The following is a 15,683-nucleotide window of genomic DNA, read 5'->3' as shown; positions in this document are numbered from 1 at the left end:
ATTTAGTCCTGGTCCACATCTGCAGATACCTCGGTACCCGCATTATTCTTTTTCATTGATACGCCCACAATGTGTACGTTAACATTGGCAACTGTCAGTCCGGTCATGGTTTCAACAGCCATTTTAACTTCTTTTTGCACATTGGAGGCCACCTCTGGTATAGCATAACCAAATTCAACTGTTATATAGATATCAATGGTGGTTTCTTCATTTACAACTTCTACCTTGATGCCTTTGCCGAAATTCTTTTTACCCAGCTTTTCAACGAGATCAGTGCCCCAACCACCGCTCATCGACGCTACACCTTCCACCTCAACCGCAGCTAAACCTGCAACTGTGGCTACAACCTCATCGGCAATTCTAATAGTACCAAATTCATTGCTGATCTCCGGTTTTGGCATATCCACAATAATACACCTCCATTAATCAAATTTCTATTATTTTACCACGACTAATACAATTATCAAATCTTTCCTTGTAATTTTTACCACATGCAGGAAATTATCGTTAAAAAATTATGCGCTGTTTTTAAAAACTCATGCGCCGTTGAATAAAGTTGGTATAAACCTCACCGCGCTGGAAAAACGCATTATCCAATACCTGCAAGTGAAACGGAATAGTAGTGGTTATATTCTCAATATAGAATTCATTTAACGCCCTTTTCATCCGGCTTATGGCTTCTGGCCGATCCTGACCCCAGACAATCAGTTTGGCCACCATGGAATCGTAAAAAGGCGGTATGGTATACCCGGAATAAACACAGGATTCCACCCTGACACCAGGACCACCTGGTACAATATATTGCCCTACCGTTCCCGGCGCGGGACGGAAATCATTAGCGGGATCTTCTGCATTAATACGGCATTCCATAGCCCAACCCTGTATTTTTATATCCTCCTGACGGTAGCGCAGTTTTTCGCCGGCGGCAATGCGGATCTGCTCCTTGACAATATCCACTCCGGTCACCATTTCGCTGACCGGATGTTCAACCTGTACCCGCGTATTCATTTCTATAAAATAAAAGTTCTTATGTTTATCTACAAGAAATTCAATTGTTCCTGCACTGTAATAGCCGGCCGCCTGGGCGGCTATTACCGCCATTTTCCCCATACGCGCGCGCAGTTCTTCATCGAGTAATGACGATGGCGATTCCTCTAGCAGTTTCTGATTGCGCCTTTGTAATGAACAATCCCTTTCGCAGAGATGAATCAGATTCCCCTGCTCATCACCCAGAATCTGAAATTCTATGTGACGGGGTTCTTCAATATATTTTTCCAGGTAAACCGTATCATTGTTAAATGCTGCCCCGGCTTCCATACGCGCCATGTCCAGGGCCTCGCGCAGGGAATCGTCATTATGGGCCAGCCGCATCCCTTTGCCGCCACCGCCCGCAGCAGCTTTAATCATTACTGGATAACCTATTGCAGAAGCTGTAGCCCGAGCTTCTTCATAGGTAGTTACCGGGCCGTCACTTCCGGGAACCAGGGGTACTCCTACCGACTTAACCAGATCACGGGCTTTGGATTTATCACCCATTAACTGAATTGTCTCCGCATCGGGACCAATAAATTTCAGCCCATTTACCTGACATAGTTCAGCGAAGTATGCGTTTTCAGCCAGAAAACCATAACCGGGATGGATTGCATCCACCCCTTTATGTTGTGCCGCCATTATTATATTTGATATATTCAGATAACTCTCCCGGGCCGGGGCTTTGCCAATACAAACCGCTTCATCCGCCATTTTAACATGCAGGCTTTCCTGATCGGCCAGCGAATAAACGGCAACAGTTTTTATTCCCAGTTCCCGGCAGGCTCTGATAACCCGGACTGCTATTTCGCCCCGGTTGGCAATCAAAACCCTGGAAAACAATGTCTTCCCCCCTAATCTCTTTCGATCAGGAACAGAACCTGGCCATATTCTACCGCTTCGGCATTTTTCACCAGGATATCAGCGATGGTTCCTGAGCACTCGGATTTGATCTCATTCATGAGTTTCATGGCTTCCAGGATACACAGGGTCTGCCCGGAATCTACGTGATCACCGATTTTGACATAAGCTGGCGAATCGGGTGAGGGAGCACTATAGAAGGTCCCCACCATGGGAGCAACTACTTCGGCCAGGTCATGGCCTGCAGCAGCACTGGTTTCACTGGTTTCCTGTTTCTGAGTCATAACCACTGCAGCCGGAGCTGGTATCTCTTTAACATTTGTTCCTGCTTTACGCAGGCTTAAACGGTAGTTGTCCTGCTGGACCTCCAGTTCGGCAATACTGGTCTGGTCAAGAAGCATTATCAGCTCCCTGATATCATCCAGATTCATTTCATCATCTCCTCTATATACCGGAGTATGGATAACCCGCGCGGCGCCGGTTTCACCATTTTCCTTTCTTCTTCTGTTTGTATTTCTTCTTTCACTTCATGCCCTGGTGAAATCTGCGGGATGTCTTCATCACTTATATCTGCCCGATATTCGAAAAACTTCAAGGCTACCTGCGGGAACAAAGCATAAGTCAGAATGTCCTCCTCTTTGTCACTGAAACGGGCCGCTTCCTGTTTGGCCTTTTCCCAACCGGGCTCCAGAAGATCAGCCGGCCTAACTTCAATTACTGGTTCATCACCTATTATTTTATGTCTTATCTCCTCTTGTATGGGGACAGCCGGTTTGCCGTAATAACCCCGCACATAATCCTTGACCTCGCCTGAGCACAGTTTATATCTTTCACCCATCAAGACATTAACCACTGCCTGAATCCCTATTATCTGGCTGGTGGGGGTAACCAGGGGCGGATAACCCAAATCCGCTCTGACTTTAGGAATCTCCGCCAAAACTTCCTCCATGCGGTGTGAGGCCTTTTGCTGCTCCAACTGGGATTGCAGATTGGAGAACATCCCTCCCGGCACCTGGTGTTCGAAAACCTTCATGTCAGTTATGCGAGTGACGCCGCGTTCAAAGCCTTTATGTTTGCGCAGTTGTTCAAAATGGGTGGCAATCTCGAAAAGCAGATGCAGTTCCATACCGGTGTCCCATTCAGTATCCTGCAGGGCGCGAACGATAGTTTCCACCGGCGGCTGGGAAAGGCCGAACGCCATAGGGACACTGGCGGTGTCTACGATATCTACGCCTGCTTCCACGGCTTTTATTATTGAGGCTATAGCCAGACCGCCTATATAATGGGTATGCAGTTGAATAGGCACATCCAGGTTAGCTTTAAGGGATTTGACCAGTTCGTAAGAAGCATACGGAGAAAGCAAGCCTGCCATATCTTTGATGCAAATCGAATCAGCCCCCAGATCGCGTAAACGCAAGGCGGTATCAACAAAATGCTGCATAGTATGGACAGGGCTGATCGTATAGACCACACAGGCCTGGGCATGTTTGCCGGTTTCCTGAATGGTCTTAAGACAGGTTTCCAGGTTGCGAATATCGTTTAAAGCATCGAAGACTCGGAAAATATCTATGCCGTTTTCCGCCGCCTTAACAATAAACTTCTGCACAATATCGTCAGGATAATGGTTATAGCCTACCAGGGACTGGCCCCGCACCAGCATTTGCAAGCGGGTGTTCTTAATGTGCTCACGGATGATGTGCAAACGCTCCCAGGGATCTTCATTGAGATAGCGGATACATACGTCGAAGGTAGCTCCGCCCCATACCTCCAGGGAATAATAACCCACCTCATCCAGTCTGTCCAAAACCGGCAGCATATCATCTGTGGTCATGCGCGTGGCCCAAAGGCTCTGATGCGCATCCCGCAAGCTGGTATCGGTAATTTTAATCCTGCTCATTCTACACCTCCCAGCCGTATGCCAACTGATTCATTGAATGGCAAGCGGCCAAAAACCCTGAATATAAATAGGCTCAGACCCTCAGCCTGAGCACTATGAAGCCATCGTTACTCTATTAATTATATGGATAACCCGGATTTATTTCAATCGCTTTCAGTTATGTATACAAATCTAACGGGAATGATATACGAAACATACCTGTTCCTCCTCACAGCCCAGGACTTGACTCAGCATCGATTTTATATCTTCAATTTGGGCCTGCTCTTTACCAGGAATTACAATCGTGGCAATTTCAGGTTGGATGATGGCTACGCAATCATCTACCCCCCGGCAGCGCACCAGATTTTCGGCCTTTACTTCTTTATCGATATCGCGGCTGATCTCTACCAGTCTCATAGCTGCAGCCTGTCTGGCCTTCATATCACTGCCGCTTTTGTCTATGACTCCGTTCAAAATGGATAATTCCCGGCTGCGGGCGCGTTCTCTTTCTAAACGGTAACGTGCGCAAAAGCTGCTGGCTGTTTCACCTGTCTTTGAGGACTCTAATTGTATTTGTTGATGGGTAATAGTAACAGGGGTATCCTTGTCAGCTTGTTTAACATGGCCCTGCCAAAAATAATTCGACGCCAGCAGCAAGGCTATAACTAACCCCGCCGGCACAGCCAGTCTTTTGGTTTTTTTGAGGTTAAACACCATCTCAAATCTCCTCCTTATTACTATCCTTGGCGCGGCATAACACTAACCTGGTAAGGCGATATATTCAGCAAGGTTGACGCTGCTTCAACCAGCCTCTCACTAACCTCAGGCGAATCTGCCCCGTCAGCCACTATTAAGACCCCCAAGACTTGGGGAGCCTTATTTTCAATTAAAAGCGGGCTGCTTCCAGATACGGCCAAATCACGCTGTTTGCTTTCCTCGCTGGTTTTTTTGGTATTATTCCCACTGGCGCCTTCAATAGTTTCTCTGGTTTCATCGCGGCTGTTGCTGGCGTAGGTTTTCATCCCATCTGAGGCAAGATACACGCTGACCTCCACCTTTCCCGCACCTTGAATTTGTGAAAGTATAGATTCAAGGTTTGCGCTGATTTCCGCCTTGGCGTCCAATCTATTGCCCCCGGCATCCGCCTGCTGTCCGGCAGGAGCAGGTGTTTTACTATTTCCAACCGGCCACAGTAAAGCCAAAAGCCCCAGGCAAATCACAGCAATTAAAATATATTTGCGTTTTTTCCCTCCCCATGGCGTAAAACCTTCCCGAACCTTCTCGCCACTGCCCTGATCCATTCTTCAAGCATTTATTTACCCCCCTCAAATTCAACTTCTATGACCGTATTTTCCAAACCGTAAAAATTTCGCACCAATTGCGATACCTTTTTTCCCAAGTTGTTTTGCTCATCCCGGCTGAGCATATTATTTCCGGAGAGATTTTTAAGCCTCTTGCCAGCCCCTTCCCCCTCGTTTTTCTGCTCAGGCTTAATCAGAAGGTGCAGCGAAGTAACTTTTCCTTGTTCGTCCATATCAGCCAGGGTTCTGACCTCTTCAACGCCAGGAACCAGAACCGCCACCGCGCTAATTTGTTGTTCTATCTTCTCCTGCATTGAGCTTTTGCTATTCTGCAGCAATGATTTGCTAATCTTTTGGCCCTCTTCTTGTATCGCCGCCACAGGCGGAGTTTTTTCGTCCCACCACCCCACTTCAAAATTATGATGAGTAAATGCGACTCTCAGCAAAGGATTCAGTATCGAAATGAGTACAAATAGACCTACGGTAAAACGCACAAACGGCTTCAGGCTTCCTTCCGGCAGCAGTATTTCCAAAAAGCTGGCCAGGATAATTATTACCAGTACGCTCTTTACTATCCCAACCAATACGGTTATCATCGCCACCCTCCCCTCACATGCGAAGCAGGCCCAGGTTATTGGACATAGCAGCCACAATGGCAATCATTATAAAGAACATCAAAGCCACTGCGGCGACACATGATAACATGAGGAAAAGATGCGTGCTCATTATTTCCAGGACAGCGGCGGTACGGGAATCCCCCAGGGGTTCAACCACCGCGGCGGAAAACTTATATATTAAAGCCAGTGCGGCGATTTTCAATAAGGGAAAAAAGACCAGAAAAAACACCGTTAATAGTCCGAAAATACCCAGGGCTTGTTTCAACATAACCACATAACCGGCGGCGACCTCAATAGTATCGGAAAACATTTTACCCACCAGGGGAATAGCATTGTCGGTTATAAATCTGGTAGTGCGCAGGGCCACTTTATCCAGAACCGAAGCATAAAGGGCCCGGAGGGTTAAAACACCTACAAATATGGTCAGAAAAAAGCCCAGGGATAAATGGGCTATCTGGGTAAAGAATTTTGCCATCTTTTCGACTTTCAAACTGCTTGACACATTGTTAGCCAGATGCAGGATGGCCGATAAAATAATTAAAGGGAAAACAATGTTTTTAACTGCTGCTGCCAGGGCTGTGGCCGTAGTCGCAAGCAAAGGAAACAAGGTGACCGAAGCGTTAATATTACCCAGTCCCGCAGTTAAGACCATCATTTGAGGGAGCATCGCCATCATAAACGACACCATATTGTCCACGGTATGCTGCCCGATTCCCAGTACCACCTTGAAAGAACCTATTGCAATGGCGCAAAGCGCCAGGAAACAGGCCAGGTACGATACCTGGGCCGCTCCTGAAGCAAAGGCGCTTTGCAGGTTTATTAACAGGGCTGAAATAACGGAGAGAACAAGTATTTTACCTAACAAACCTGAATTGGCCTGAATTTCTTTAAAAAAATATTTTAAAATCTGATGCATGGTATCCTTAATGCTGAATTCCCAATCTCCCTGCATAAAATCCACCAGCCATTGTTTTACGGTTTTTCCCTGCAGATAAGAATTTATCTCACCGTCAACCTGATGCTTATACTCTTCCAGAACAGTAAAATCCAGACTTCCCAGAGCCTCCTCCGCACTAAACGCGGGGATATCAGGTTTGTTTTCTGCGGCCTTTACAGGTGAAGGCAGAATTAACAACATTAAGATGATAAATATGTATAACCCGCCTTTCTTCATGGCTTACCCCCTAGCCCGGCAAGATTTCCATTAATGATTCCAGTATGGCCACCATAATTGGCAAGGTTAGAACTGTAATAATAATCTTGGCGGCAAACTCCACCTTTTTGGCTACGGCCTGTTCTCCTGCATCCTGACATATGGCAGCCGCAAATTCGCCCAGATAAGCTATACCCAGAATTTTAAGCATGGTATTAAAAAAGAAATAATTACTTGCGCTGCGGCGGCTAAGTTCTTGCATAACATCAAGTATGGCAGCCATCTTGCCCATCATAATCGTAAATATAACCACACTGAAAACAATACTAAGCAAAACCGCCAAAACAGGTTTCTCCTGGCGCAGGATTAACAGTACGATAGTAGTCACCAGGGCCAGTCCAACAACCTGTGCTATACCCACACCCATTCCCCCACGCTAAAATCTGATAAACACATTTATATTACAAATTGAATACTGACCGAACCACGGTAAAAAGCTGATTCATCAGCTGCACCACAATTATTAATACCACTACCACACCAGCCAGGGTTAACATTTCCGCTTGTTCCTCTTTCTTGGCTTGTTTAAGGACTATTGATAATACTGAAATCAATATGCCGATGCCCGCAATTTTAAAAATCACATCAATATTCATTGGCCACCTCCGTTATTTAAATCAAAATAATCGCCACTGCCGCTCCCAGTATGAAGCCGCCATAGGCGCGTATTTTTTTTCCTGATTCAAGATTTGCCCGAGCCTTTTCTTCGTGCAGATGTAATTCTTCCTGCAGCACCGTAAATAGCTTTTTTTGTTCAGCAGCGCTTGATATACCGATTTGTTTGCCAGCCTTTGCTAATAATTTGATGTCGGCTGAATCAAGATCGCATTTTGCCTTTAAGCTTTCCAATCCCGACAACCATGCTTCCTCTGCGGTTAAACCGTTCTTATTATCTAACCTGGCAGCACTCCGACTGTATAATATTGAAACCGGGAATTCACTGAATTGAGCAGTATGCTTCAAGGCCGTCGATAACGGAGTATATGCACAGGTTATTTCCCTCTCCAAGAAGGCCAGCGAATGGCGCAAACATCTTAATTGCTCTACACGTTTGTCCATGCGCCTGGCTCCCCACAGGCCAAAGGCCCCACAGCCGCTTAAAATCAGGATTACTCCGGCGGTTTTGATTACTAACACGCTTCATCCCACCTGACAATTTCTTTTATGGTTCCCGGCCCAAAATCGCGCCCCAGCAATATTCCAACTTTGAATACTCCGGTTGCAAGCAGGTCCCGCATATCAGGTCTTCGCTGCAGTTCTTGAAAACTGCCGGCATGAATACTGCTTATAACTGTAACCCCGGCATTAATACAATCGCGAATTGCTGAGAAGTCTTCCTCTCGCCCGATTTCATCGGTAATTATCACTTGGGGAGCCAGAGACCGCAAGGCCATTTGCATTCCCAATGCTTTGGGGCATCCGTCCAGCACATCGGTACGCAGGCCTACATCCAGTTGAGGAATCCCCTCGTAACAACCAGCCAGTTCCGAGCGTTCATCCACAATCACGACATTATGAGGCGGAATACCCTGATGGCCGTTTGATATAATACGAGCCAAATCACGTAATATCGTGGTTTTGCCCGCTCGAGGCGGAGACATAATCAAAGTGTTTATGGCTCGATGTTGAGAGGCAGGGCATATATAACGCAGAATGGGATGGGAGGCATTATGCACCTCCCGGGCTATGCGGATGCAGATTCCCGAAAAATTTTTTATAGTCTGTACTTGGTGGTCATGAACCAATACCTGTCCTGACAATCCCACCCGGTGTCCTCCAGGCAGGGTAAGAAAACCCTTTTTTATATCCTCTTGAAAAGCATATATTGAATTATCACTTATTGAAGCCATAGTACGGAAAATATCATCTTCACTTACCTTATAACCGTTTTTTATGTCTTTGCTAATTAAGCCCTTATGATCAATGCTGTAATCCTCTTCACCTATTTTAAGCAGCAATGGCTGGTGGCAGCGAAGCCGGATTTCCTCCAGTTGTGAAAATAACGTCTCCTTTTGTTTGGACATTAAGTTCCCAATATAAGGTGATAAATAGGGTATGATTTCTCGATGCACCAGATTTTGATCCTGGTTGGCCATAATGATCACCGCCTGTAAGTGAACTCCCGGCATATTTCAGAGGCCAGGCCTTGCTGTCTGCTTTAAATAGATATTGTATTTACGGGTATAATATGCCATTTATTCAGGACAACCATAAAAAAAGCCGGGCCATCTCCAAACAGCCCGGTTCTTAAAAAAATACACATTTCGCAATTGATTAACCAATTCACATCCGAGTTTATATCATTAGTGGCCTTCCCGCTCTAAAGTCTCCAATTCGTCCGGGTCTAAATCGAAATCGAAATCGAAAGAGCCATCATTGATATAGATGACTTCATTGCAGCTCGGGCAGGTAATTTCAATTACATCATCGTCATCCAGCAGCACAGATTCGAAGAACAGTTCTTCGCCGCAATTAGGACATTCTGTTTCGACGACGTTATGATCCTGATGCATCATAAAGCTTTCTTCTAGTTCACACAGATCATCATCCATATCATCCACGTATTCTTTCATCCCATCAAAATCGCAACGCAAAGCACTTATCATGTCCGCCATTTCATCCAGCACATCCAATATACCAGCGACAATTTTACTGCGGGCTGCCATCGGTTAGATTTACTCCTTCAGTAAGTCCCTGCAGGTAACTCACTTTCTCTGATATGTCCCTCATAATCGTCCCTCCTTTTGCGTGTAAAGTCGCTGTGTTTATTATTTGCATTTGTGTTTGATTTTAAAACCAACTTGGCAGTGTAGTATTTTCTGGACTACTGTATAAGTTTTTATACAGCCGATAAACTCAATTTGAATACTTATGTGATTCAAAAACCAAATGTTATGTATAATTTTTACTACATCGTTGACTGAATATTCATACAAAACCCTTTGATGCGGGCTATATTAACTGGCATGTTTTTTGCTTGCAAAATTTAATAACGTTATAACTTCAAAGCTAATTAATCGTATAGAAAGCGAGGTGAACACATTTAACTCACCAGGTAAAGAGAGAGAACCGGCTTATAGGCTGGGATTAGGGGGTATCTAAATGTCATATATGGAGGAATACAAAAGCAAACTGGTTTCAGCGGATAAAGCCGCGCAAATGGTTAAATCAGGAGACACCATAGAATACGGGATGTTTGCTACCAAACCAATTGATTTCGATATCGCTCTGGGTAAAAGGGTCGGGGAACTGCAAAAGGTCTCCATCAGGGGAACAGGGACCGTCCTGCCTGTTCCTGAGGTAATTAAAAATGATCCTGAACAAAAAAGCTTTCAGTATTTTAGCTGGTACTTCACGGCAATAGACCGCAAAGCCGGAGATTTCGGATTAGCCTGTCATTGCCCCTTTAACTACCATGAAGCTACCATGTTAGCTTACAGCCCTGATTTTGCGCATGCCTGGGCAGATGTATGGTGCGCCCAGGTTTCTCCTATGGACCCATCCGGATGTTTTAACTTCGGATTGGGAAACTCTCACAACCGTGGTATTGCCCTGAACAGCAAGATAGCTATTGTTGAGGTTAACCCTAATATGCCGCGATGCCTGGGAGGCAGTGACGAATTTATCCATATCAGTGATGTTGATTACATTATTGAAGCGAACAATCCCGTTTTCACCCTTCCTCCATCACCAGAACCCAATGAAGCCGAGAAGAAAATTGCGGCCTATATCATGGAGCAAATCCCTAATGGCGCATGCCTGCAGCTTGGTATAGGAGCCCTTCCTAATCTTATCGGCAACATGATAGCTGACTCAGATCTCAGAGACTTTGGTATCCAAAGTGAAATGTTCTGTGACGCCATGGTGAGAATGTACGAAAAAGGCAAGGTTACCAATGATAAAAAGGCCAAGGATAGACACAAGAGCGCCTATTCTTTCAGCCTGGGTTCAAAGGAAACCTATGACTTTCTGCACGAAAACCCCCGCTGTGCTTCCATGGCCGTCTTCGACACCAATAGTCCCTCCGCCATAGCAGCGAATGACAATGTAATATCCATAAACAACATTCTGGAAATCGACCTGTTCTCCCAGGTATGTTCGGAAAGCTTCGGCCTGCGGCAGATATCAGGCACCGGCGGACAATTGGATTTTGTGGAAGGCGCTTTCCACTCCCGGGGCGGCAAAAGTTTTCTGGCCTTTAACTCTACCTGGCAGGACCAGAAAGGGCAGCTGCATTCACGTATAAGACCTCTGTTATCCCCAGGCGCAATAGTAACCGTTCCCAGAACCGTAGTACAGTACGTGGTAACCGAATATGGCATGGCTAGTTTGAAATCACGTTCCATATGGGGGCGGGCAGAATCTCTGATAAATATAGCCCATCCAGATTTCCGCGATGATTTAATATCAGCCGCCCAGGAAATGAAAATATGGTCGAGGACCAACCATATTCCTTTTTAGTTGAAAAGCTTATTATTCGAAATAATATTATAAAAAATTTAGTTATACAATCCAGCAACAATTATTTTATATTTAAAGTAAAATACCGTCGAAGGAGAGGAAAGGTTAATGCAGGAGAAGCTGAGCAAAGCACCAATTAACAAGGTAGTTACTCTTAAGGAAGCTGTAGCGCAATTTGTTGCAGACGGTGCTTATCTGAGTTTTGGTGGAATCGGAGACCGAACTCCCACAGCAGCCGTACACGAGGTAGCCCGCCAACGGAAGAAAAACCTGCGCCTGGTAAGCGATACTTCCGTGTCTTTTGTTCACGATTCCATACTTATTGGCCTAGGATTAGTGGATAAATTTGAGATTGCTTACAACTGGGGCGGTATATGGGGATCAGATGAAGTATATCGCCGGGCTCTCGAAAAAGAGATTCCCCGCAAAATTGAAATCGAAGAATATTCAAACCTTTCCACCGGTATGCGTTTCCTGGCAGGTTCGATGGGGCTTTCTTTTATGCCGGTAAAATCGCTCCTGGGTTCTGATATTCCCGTTCATAATCCCCGCATTAAAATTATTGATGATCCCTATACCGGTGAGCCTGTAGCCCTGGTGCCGGCAGCTAATCCTGACGTGGCCTTTATCCATGTCCAGCGCTGTGATAAATTCGGTAATGCCCAAATACTTGGCCACATGGGAGATGATGACGCACTGGCCCGGGCTGCTCAGCATGTAATTATAACAGCCGAGGAGATTGTCCCTACAGATGAGATCCGTCGTTATCCCAACCTGACTTGCATTCCCTATTATTGTGTGAATGCAGTGGTACAGGTTCCCTTTGGTTCACACGGACGGGGCTGTTCCTATTACTACGCTATGGATGTCCCTTACGGGAATCAAGTTAATAAAGCCTGGAGCACGCACGAAGGTTTCGAACAATGGGCTGAAGAATGGATCTATGGTGTCAACGACTGGGAGGGTTACTGTCAAAAGCTCGGATGGGATCGTTTGATGCGTCTGGCTCGGGCTGAACAGCGCTACCAAAAATTCGGGGAAGTGAGGTAATAGTAATGTCGCCTAAGATTGAACATGCCAATGATTATACCCTGATGGAATTGATGGCTGCCACCATGGCTCGGGAATTCTCCGATATGGAAACGGCATTTGTCGGTATCGGTCCTCCTTTGATTGCCGCAATGGTCGCTAAATTTACCCACGCCCCTAATATGACTATAGCTGTAGAAGGCGGCGCTATCGGATCAGAGCCGCGGAGGCTTTTAACCTGTATTGCTGACAGCACTATTGATGAAAGGGCTTATAGCTGCATACCCATGTGGAGGTTATTTGGCGACCAGCAAAGAGGCTTTTTCGATGTAGGATTAATCGGAGCCGCACAAATAGATAAATTCGGCAACCTTAATACCACTGCCATAGGCGGTTATCCCAAAGCCAAGGTTCGGGTAGCCGGAAGCGGCGGGGGAAACGATATCGGATCGTCAGTAGGACGGCTGCTTATCATGATGCGTCAGGAAAAAAGACGGTTCATTGAACGGGTTGATTATCTCACCACTCCCGGTTTTTTAACCGGCAGAGATTCCCGGCAAAAAGCCGGTTTGCTGGGCGGAGGCCCGGCAGCGGTTATTACCGATATGGGGGTTTTCCGTTTCGATCCTGAAACTAAAGAAATGTATCTGGCCAGCTGCATCCTGGTTTGGAACCGGAAGAGGTTAAAAACAACGTCTCCTGGAATCTCTTGGTAAGCCCTGACGTTGGGATTACCCAAGCCCCCAGCCAGGAGCAGGTTGAGATCATGCGCATTCTGGACCCATATGGCCTCTACCTGGGCAATGGACGTTCTGCCATGGCCGATCCGGAAAAAGGCTTTGATTTTTATATGGAAGTCTTAGAAAAAAGCTACGACATGATGGAGCAGTTGTTGGCGAGAAAGAAATAATCACCTACAGATTAGTATGATTATCATACATTCTTAAACAAGCTTAAATTTAAAAAATTCAGCAAACCAGCTAAGTCTGATCTGTTAAGATGCGAAAGGGCGTTCAAATGTTTCTGGACACAAGCAAATACTATTACGCACCCATACGATAAACCTGGGTTTACCCTCTTTTATATGCAAACAACATTATGCAACATTGAGACAACTAATGTTGGAAAACCGGACAGGACTGCATAACCACGCTGCGTTTTAGTTAATTTGTTCATCTATGGTTAGTTCTAGAAATATGTAATTAAAACGAGGGGGATATTTGTGAACTGGAGAGAGGAATATAGCCGCAAGCTCACAACGGCTGAAGAGGTGTCCAAAGCTTTCAAATCCGGAGATGTCATATCCATGTGTGGGGGATGCAATGTTCCGCACGAAATAGCCCGGGCTATATCACTCAGGGCCGGTGAGATTACCAATGTTACTTTTACTCACGCCCTGGTCATGCAGATTCCTGAATATATGAAACCGGAATACAAAGAACATTTTAATGTGCAAAGTGTCTTTCTGGGAGGCGCCGAAAGGCAGCATCCGGAATGGGGCACTATTGATTACGTTCCCAAACACCTGGGCAGCATGTACCAATGGCTCCTGGACGTTAAGGTAAACAAAGCTGCGGTTATGGTCAGTCCTCCAGATGAAAACGGTTATATGGTTCGTTCGCTTTACGGCGGATTGCTGCCTGACAAGGTGCTGAACCGCTGTGAATACGTAGCCGTGGAAGTAAACAAGAATATGCCCTGGCTCTACAGTGACAACAACTCTTTTGCCATTCATGTTTCTCAGGTCGATGCCATTGTAGAAAACGATTTGCCTCTGCCGCAGGTGCCGGATATCCCCGTAACCCCGATCGAAGAAAAAATGGCCGCCATCATAGTTGATATGATACCTGATGGTTCAACAATTCAGCTTGGATTGGGCGGTTTGGCTAACTGTATTGGTTATTTCCTAAAAAGCAAAAGGGATCTGGGTATTTATACCGAAGTTTTGTCAAATTCAATGATGGAATTAGTGAAATCAGGAGCGGCAAATGGCAGCAAGAAAAGCATTTACCCGGGTAAGGTCATTTATACCTTTGGGGTGGGGACGCATGAACTATATAACTTCCTGCACCGTAATGAAGACTTTTTAGCCTGCCAGATTGATAAAACCAACGATCCCAACCGAATCGCATTGAATGATAATATTGTGTCAGTAAATAATGCCCTGATGGTCGATCTTACCGGGCAGGTAGCATCTGAATCTATTGGCACTCGCCAGTTCAGCGCAACCGGTGGTCAGGTTAATTTTGTGCTGGGCAGTCAGATGGCCAAAAACGGGAAAAGCATAATCGCTCTGCCATCTACCCGAACTGACAAAGAAGGCCGGCTGTATTCACGCATTCTGGACGTGCTGCCACCCGGTACTGCAGTGACTACTTCCCGTAATGATGTGGAATGGGTTGTAACTGAATATGGGGCGGTAAGATTAACCAGTCAATCTGTGAGCCGGCGGGTTAGAAGTTTGATTAGTATAGCCCATCCGGATTTTAGAGATGAACTGGAGTTCAAAGCCAGGCAGTACAAATGGCTATAATTCGAGGTACCCAACGCAGGTCATTTGACATTTTTCCCACTTTAAAGGAAGCTCGTGAATCAGCAGAACAGGAAGCTATATGTAATGCATTACAGTTTTGCCGGGGCAATAAACAAAAGGCGGCAGATCTTCTAGGAATCCGCCGCCTGTCACTTAAATATAATATTTTAAGTCTGTTGTTAACCTGTAGCCCCTTACAATGATTAAACCCGATCCAGGTATTCACCAATACGGGTATCGATGCGAATCTTATCTCCGGTATTTACAAATAGAGGCACCTTAACCGTGGCTCCGGTTTCGACAGTGGCATTCTTGGTTACACCTGTGGCTGTATCACCTTTTACACCCGGTTCGGTATCGATAATAGTCATTTCCACAAAATTGGGCAGCTCAATACCGATGATATTCTCCTGGAATATTAGAACCTGTATATTCATATTCTCCAGCAGCCACTTAATACCGTCCCCGATTTGTTCAGCCGTAATGCTTATCTGTTCGAAATTCTCATTATCCATAAATATATACCCGGAGCCGTCATTATACAGGTACTGCATCTCCCGGCGATCCAAGTGGGCTTTAGGCACTTTCTCGCCTCCGCGGAAGGTTCTCTCAATCGTCGCCCCGGTCTTCACATTCTTCAACTTGGCACGTACAAAAGCAGCGCCTTTACCAGGTTTAACATGCTGAAACTCAACCACCGCGTAAGCCTGTCCATCCAATTCGATAGTCACGCCGGTTTTAAAATCATTAACCGATATCATCT

At 45.8% G+C, this 15,683-nt stretch carries 18 protein-coding genes and 1 pseudogene; 6 read left to right on the top strand and 13 right to left on the bottom strand.

Going from position 1 to position 15,683, the window contains the following annotated elements:
• Window positions 1-2: 2 nt before the first annotated feature.
• From JCM14374_RS01750 to JCM14374_RS01695, 12 genes and pseudogenes are all read right to left on the bottom strand, one after another.
• Entirely contained in the window at window positions 3-401 is a 399-nt protein-coding gene (locus tag JCM14374_RS01750; RefSeq protein WP_054692964.1) for an Asp23/Gls24 family envelope stress response protein, read from the bottom strand.
• Between the two features lie 127 nt (window positions 402-528).
• Window positions 529-1,872 carry an acetyl-CoA carboxylase biotin carboxylase subunit gene (gene accC / locus JCM14374_RS01745; RefSeq protein ID WP_054692676.1) on the bottom strand — a complete coding sequence of 448 codons (1,344 nt, stop codon included), beginning with the start codon at window positions 1,870-1,872 and terminating at the stop codon, window positions 529-531.
• A gap of 11 nt (window positions 1,873-1,883) precedes the next feature.
• Window positions 1,884-3,787 (bottom strand): annotated as a pseudogene (gene accB / locus JCM14374_RS01740) (acetyl-CoA carboxylase biotin carboxyl carrier protein).
• 171 nt (window positions 3,788-3,958) lie between these two features.
• Complete coding sequence (locus JCM14374_RS01735) at window positions 3,959-4,483, bottom strand: SpoIIIAH-like family protein (protein WP_054692673.1); 525 nt, start codon at window positions 4,481-4,483, stop codon at window positions 3,959-3,961.
• Window positions 4,484-4,503: 20 nt separating this feature from the next.
• On the bottom strand, window positions 4,504-5,067 hold the full coding sequence (locus tag JCM14374_RS01730; protein ID WP_054692670.1) for a SpoIIIAG-related protein: 564 nt from the start codon (window positions 5,065-5,067) through the stop codon (window positions 4,504-4,506).
• 11 nt (window positions 5,068-5,078) lie between these two features.
• Window positions 5,079-5,663 (bottom strand): stage III sporulation protein AF, encoded by a 585-nt coding sequence (locus tag JCM14374_RS01725; protein ID WP_054692668.1) that lies wholly within the window; start codon window positions 5,661-5,663, stop codon window positions 5,079-5,081.
• Between the two features lie 13 nt (window positions 5,664-5,676).
• Window positions 5,677-6,858, bottom strand: coding sequence for a stage III sporulation protein AE (spoIIIAE, locus tag JCM14374_RS01720; protein WP_054692666.1), 1,182 nt, complete (start codon window positions 6,856-6,858; stop codon window positions 5,677-5,679).
• A 10-nt stretch (window positions 6,859-6,868) separates the two neighbouring features.
• Complete coding sequence (spoIIIAD, locus tag JCM14374_RS01715; protein ID WP_054692664.1) at window positions 6,869-7,264, bottom strand: stage III sporulation protein AD; 396 nt, start codon at window positions 7,262-7,264, stop codon at window positions 6,869-6,871.
• 34 nt (window positions 7,265-7,298) lie between these two features.
• Window positions 7,299-7,493 (bottom strand): stage III sporulation protein AC, encoded by a 195-nt coding sequence (spoIIIAC, locus tag JCM14374_RS01710; protein WP_054692661.1) that lies wholly within the window; start codon window positions 7,491-7,493, stop codon window positions 7,299-7,301.
• A gap of 16 nt (window positions 7,494-7,509) precedes the next feature.
• Window positions 7,510-8,034: a stage III sporulation protein AB gene (gene spoIIIAB / locus JCM14374_RS01705; RefSeq protein WP_054692658.1), complete on the bottom strand. Its 525-nt coding sequence runs from the start codon at window positions 8,032-8,034 to the stop codon at window positions 7,510-7,512.
• Window positions 8,028-8,993, bottom strand: coding sequence for a stage III sporulation protein AA (gene spoIIIAA / locus JCM14374_RS01700; RefSeq protein ID WP_054692655.1), 966 nt, complete (start codon window positions 8,991-8,993; stop codon window positions 8,028-8,030). Before spoIIIAA ends, spoIIIAB begins: the two co-directional genes overlap by 7 nt.
• A 207-nt stretch (window positions 8,994-9,200) precedes the next feature.
• The gene (locus JCM14374_RS01695; RefSeq protein ID WP_054692651.1) at window positions 9,201-9,563 is read right to left on the bottom strand and encodes a CD1247 N-terminal domain-containing protein; all 363 of its coding nucleotides are present in this window, start codon (window positions 9,561-9,563) and stop codon (window positions 9,201-9,203) included.
• A gap of 436 nt (window positions 9,564-9,999) precedes the next feature.
• On the opposite strand from JCM14374_RS01695, the gene JCM14374_RS01690 reads away from it, so the two are divergent.
• The 6 genes from JCM14374_RS01690 to JCM14374_RS15510 all read left to right on the top strand — a co-directional run bounded on the left by JCM14374_RS01690 (window position 10,000) and on the right by JCM14374_RS15510 (window position 15,123).
• Window positions 10,000-11,358 (top strand): acetyl-CoA hydrolase/transferase family protein, encoded by a 1,359-nt coding sequence (locus JCM14374_RS01690; protein ID WP_054692648.1) that lies wholly within the window; start codon window positions 10,000-10,002, stop codon window positions 11,356-11,358.
• 108 nt (window positions 11,359-11,466) lie between these two features.
• The gene (locus JCM14374_RS01685) at window positions 11,467-12,408 is read left to right on the top strand and encodes a CoA transferase subunit A (protein WP_054692645.1); all 942 of its coding nucleotides are present in this window, start codon (window positions 11,467-11,469) and stop codon (window positions 12,406-12,408) included.
• Window positions 12,409-12,413: 5 nt separating this feature from the next.
• Complete coding sequence (locus JCM14374_RS01680) at window positions 12,414-13,103, top strand: CoA-transferase subunit beta (protein ID WP_242848769.1); 690 nt, start codon at window positions 12,414-12,416, stop codon at window positions 13,101-13,103.
• 50 nt (window positions 13,104-13,153) lie between these two features.
• Window positions 13,154-13,297: a hypothetical protein gene (locus JCM14374_RS14260; RefSeq protein WP_242848768.1), complete on the top strand. Its 144-nt coding sequence runs from the start codon at window positions 13,154-13,156 to the stop codon at window positions 13,295-13,297.
• Window positions 13,298-13,609: 312 nt separating this feature from the next.
• Window positions 13,610-14,920: an acetyl-CoA hydrolase/transferase family protein gene (locus JCM14374_RS01675; protein ID WP_054692642.1), complete on the top strand. Its 1,311-nt coding sequence runs from the start codon at window positions 13,610-13,612 to the stop codon at window positions 14,918-14,920.
• Window positions 14,911-15,123 carry a helix-turn-helix domain-containing protein gene (locus tag JCM14374_RS15510; RefSeq protein ID WP_054692639.1) on the top strand — a complete coding sequence of 71 codons (213 nt, stop codon included), beginning with the start codon at window positions 14,911-14,913 and terminating at the stop codon, window positions 15,121-15,123. Before JCM14374_RS01675 ends, JCM14374_RS15510 begins: the two co-directional genes overlap by 10 nt.
• Here JCM14374_RS15510 and efp read toward each other — a convergent pair whose 3' ends face one another.
• Complete coding sequence (gene efp, locus JCM14374_RS01665) at window positions 15,124-15,681, bottom strand: elongation factor P (protein WP_054692635.1); 558 nt, start codon at window positions 15,679-15,681, stop codon at window positions 15,124-15,126. It abuts the gene before it with no gap.
• Between the last annotated feature and the right edge of the window lie 2 nt (window positions 15,682-15,683).

It is taken from the genome of Syntrophomonas palmitatica JCM 14374 (genome assembly GCF_001311885.1).
Lineage (GTDB): Bacteria > Bacillota > Syntrophomonadia > Syntrophomonadales > Syntrophomonadaceae > Syntrophomonas_A > Syntrophomonas_A palmitatica.
The sequence above is the reverse complement of the archived record's forward strand: the minus strand, read 5'-3'. Positions and strand labels throughout refer to the sequence as shown.

Excerpts from the sequence above, each read along its gene's own strand:
- JCM14374_RS15510 (WP_054692639.1), top strand. The coding sequence starts at position 14,911 with ATGGCTATAATTCGAGGTACCCAACGCAGGTCATTTGACATTTTTCCC.
- JCM14374_RS01725 (WP_054692668.1), bottom strand. The coding sequence starts at position 5,663 with ATGATAACCGTATTGGTTGGGATAGTAAAGAGCGTACTGGTAATAATT.
- JCM14374_RS01750 (WP_054692964.1), bottom strand. The coding sequence starts at position 401 with ATGCCAAAACCGGAGATCAGCAATGAATTTGGTACTATTAGAATTGCC.
- JCM14374_RS01685 (WP_054692645.1), top strand. The coding sequence starts at position 11,467 with ATGCAGGAGAAGCTGAGCAAAGCACCAATTAACAAGGTAGTTACTCTT.
- JCM14374_RS01690 (WP_054692648.1), top strand. The coding sequence starts at position 10,000 with ATGTCATATATGGAGGAATACAAAAGCAAACTGGTTTCAGCGGATAAA.
- spoIIIAC (WP_054692661.1), bottom strand. The coding sequence starts at position 7,493 with ATGAATATTGATGTGATTTTTAAAATTGCGGGCATCGGCATATTGATT.
- JCM14374_RS14260 (WP_242848768.1), top strand. The coding sequence starts at position 13,154 with ATGCGCATTCTGGACCCATATGGCCTCTACCTGGGCAATGGACGTTCT.
- JCM14374_RS01680 (WP_242848769.1), top strand. The coding sequence starts at position 12,414 with ATGTCGCCTAAGATTGAACATGCCAATGATTATACCCTGATGGAATTG.
- spoIIIAE (WP_054692666.1), bottom strand. The coding sequence starts at position 6,858 with ATGAAGAAAGGCGGGTTATACATATTTATCATCTTAATGTTGTTAATT.
- spoIIIAA (WP_054692655.1), bottom strand. The coding sequence starts at position 8,993 with ATGGCCAACCAGGATCAAAATCTGGTGCATCGAGAAATCATACCCTAT.
- JCM14374_RS01730 (WP_054692670.1), bottom strand. The coding sequence starts at position 5,067 with ATGGATCAGGGCAGTGGCGAGAAGGTTCGGGAAGGTTTTACGCCATGG.
- JCM14374_RS01695 (WP_054692651.1), bottom strand. The coding sequence starts at position 9,563 with ATGGCAGCCCGCAGTAAAATTGTCGCTGGTATATTGGATGTGCTGGAT.
- efp (WP_054692635.1), bottom strand. The coding sequence starts at position 15,681 with ATGATATCGGTTAATGATTTTAAAACCGGCGTGACTATCGAATTGGAT.
- spoIIIAD (WP_054692664.1), bottom strand. The coding sequence starts at position 7,264 with ATGGGTGTGGGTATAGCACAGGTTGTTGGACTGGCCCTGGTGACTACT.
- JCM14374_RS01735 (WP_054692673.1), bottom strand. The coding sequence starts at position 4,483 with ATGGTGTTTAACCTCAAAAAAACCAAAAGACTGGCTGTGCCGGCGGGG.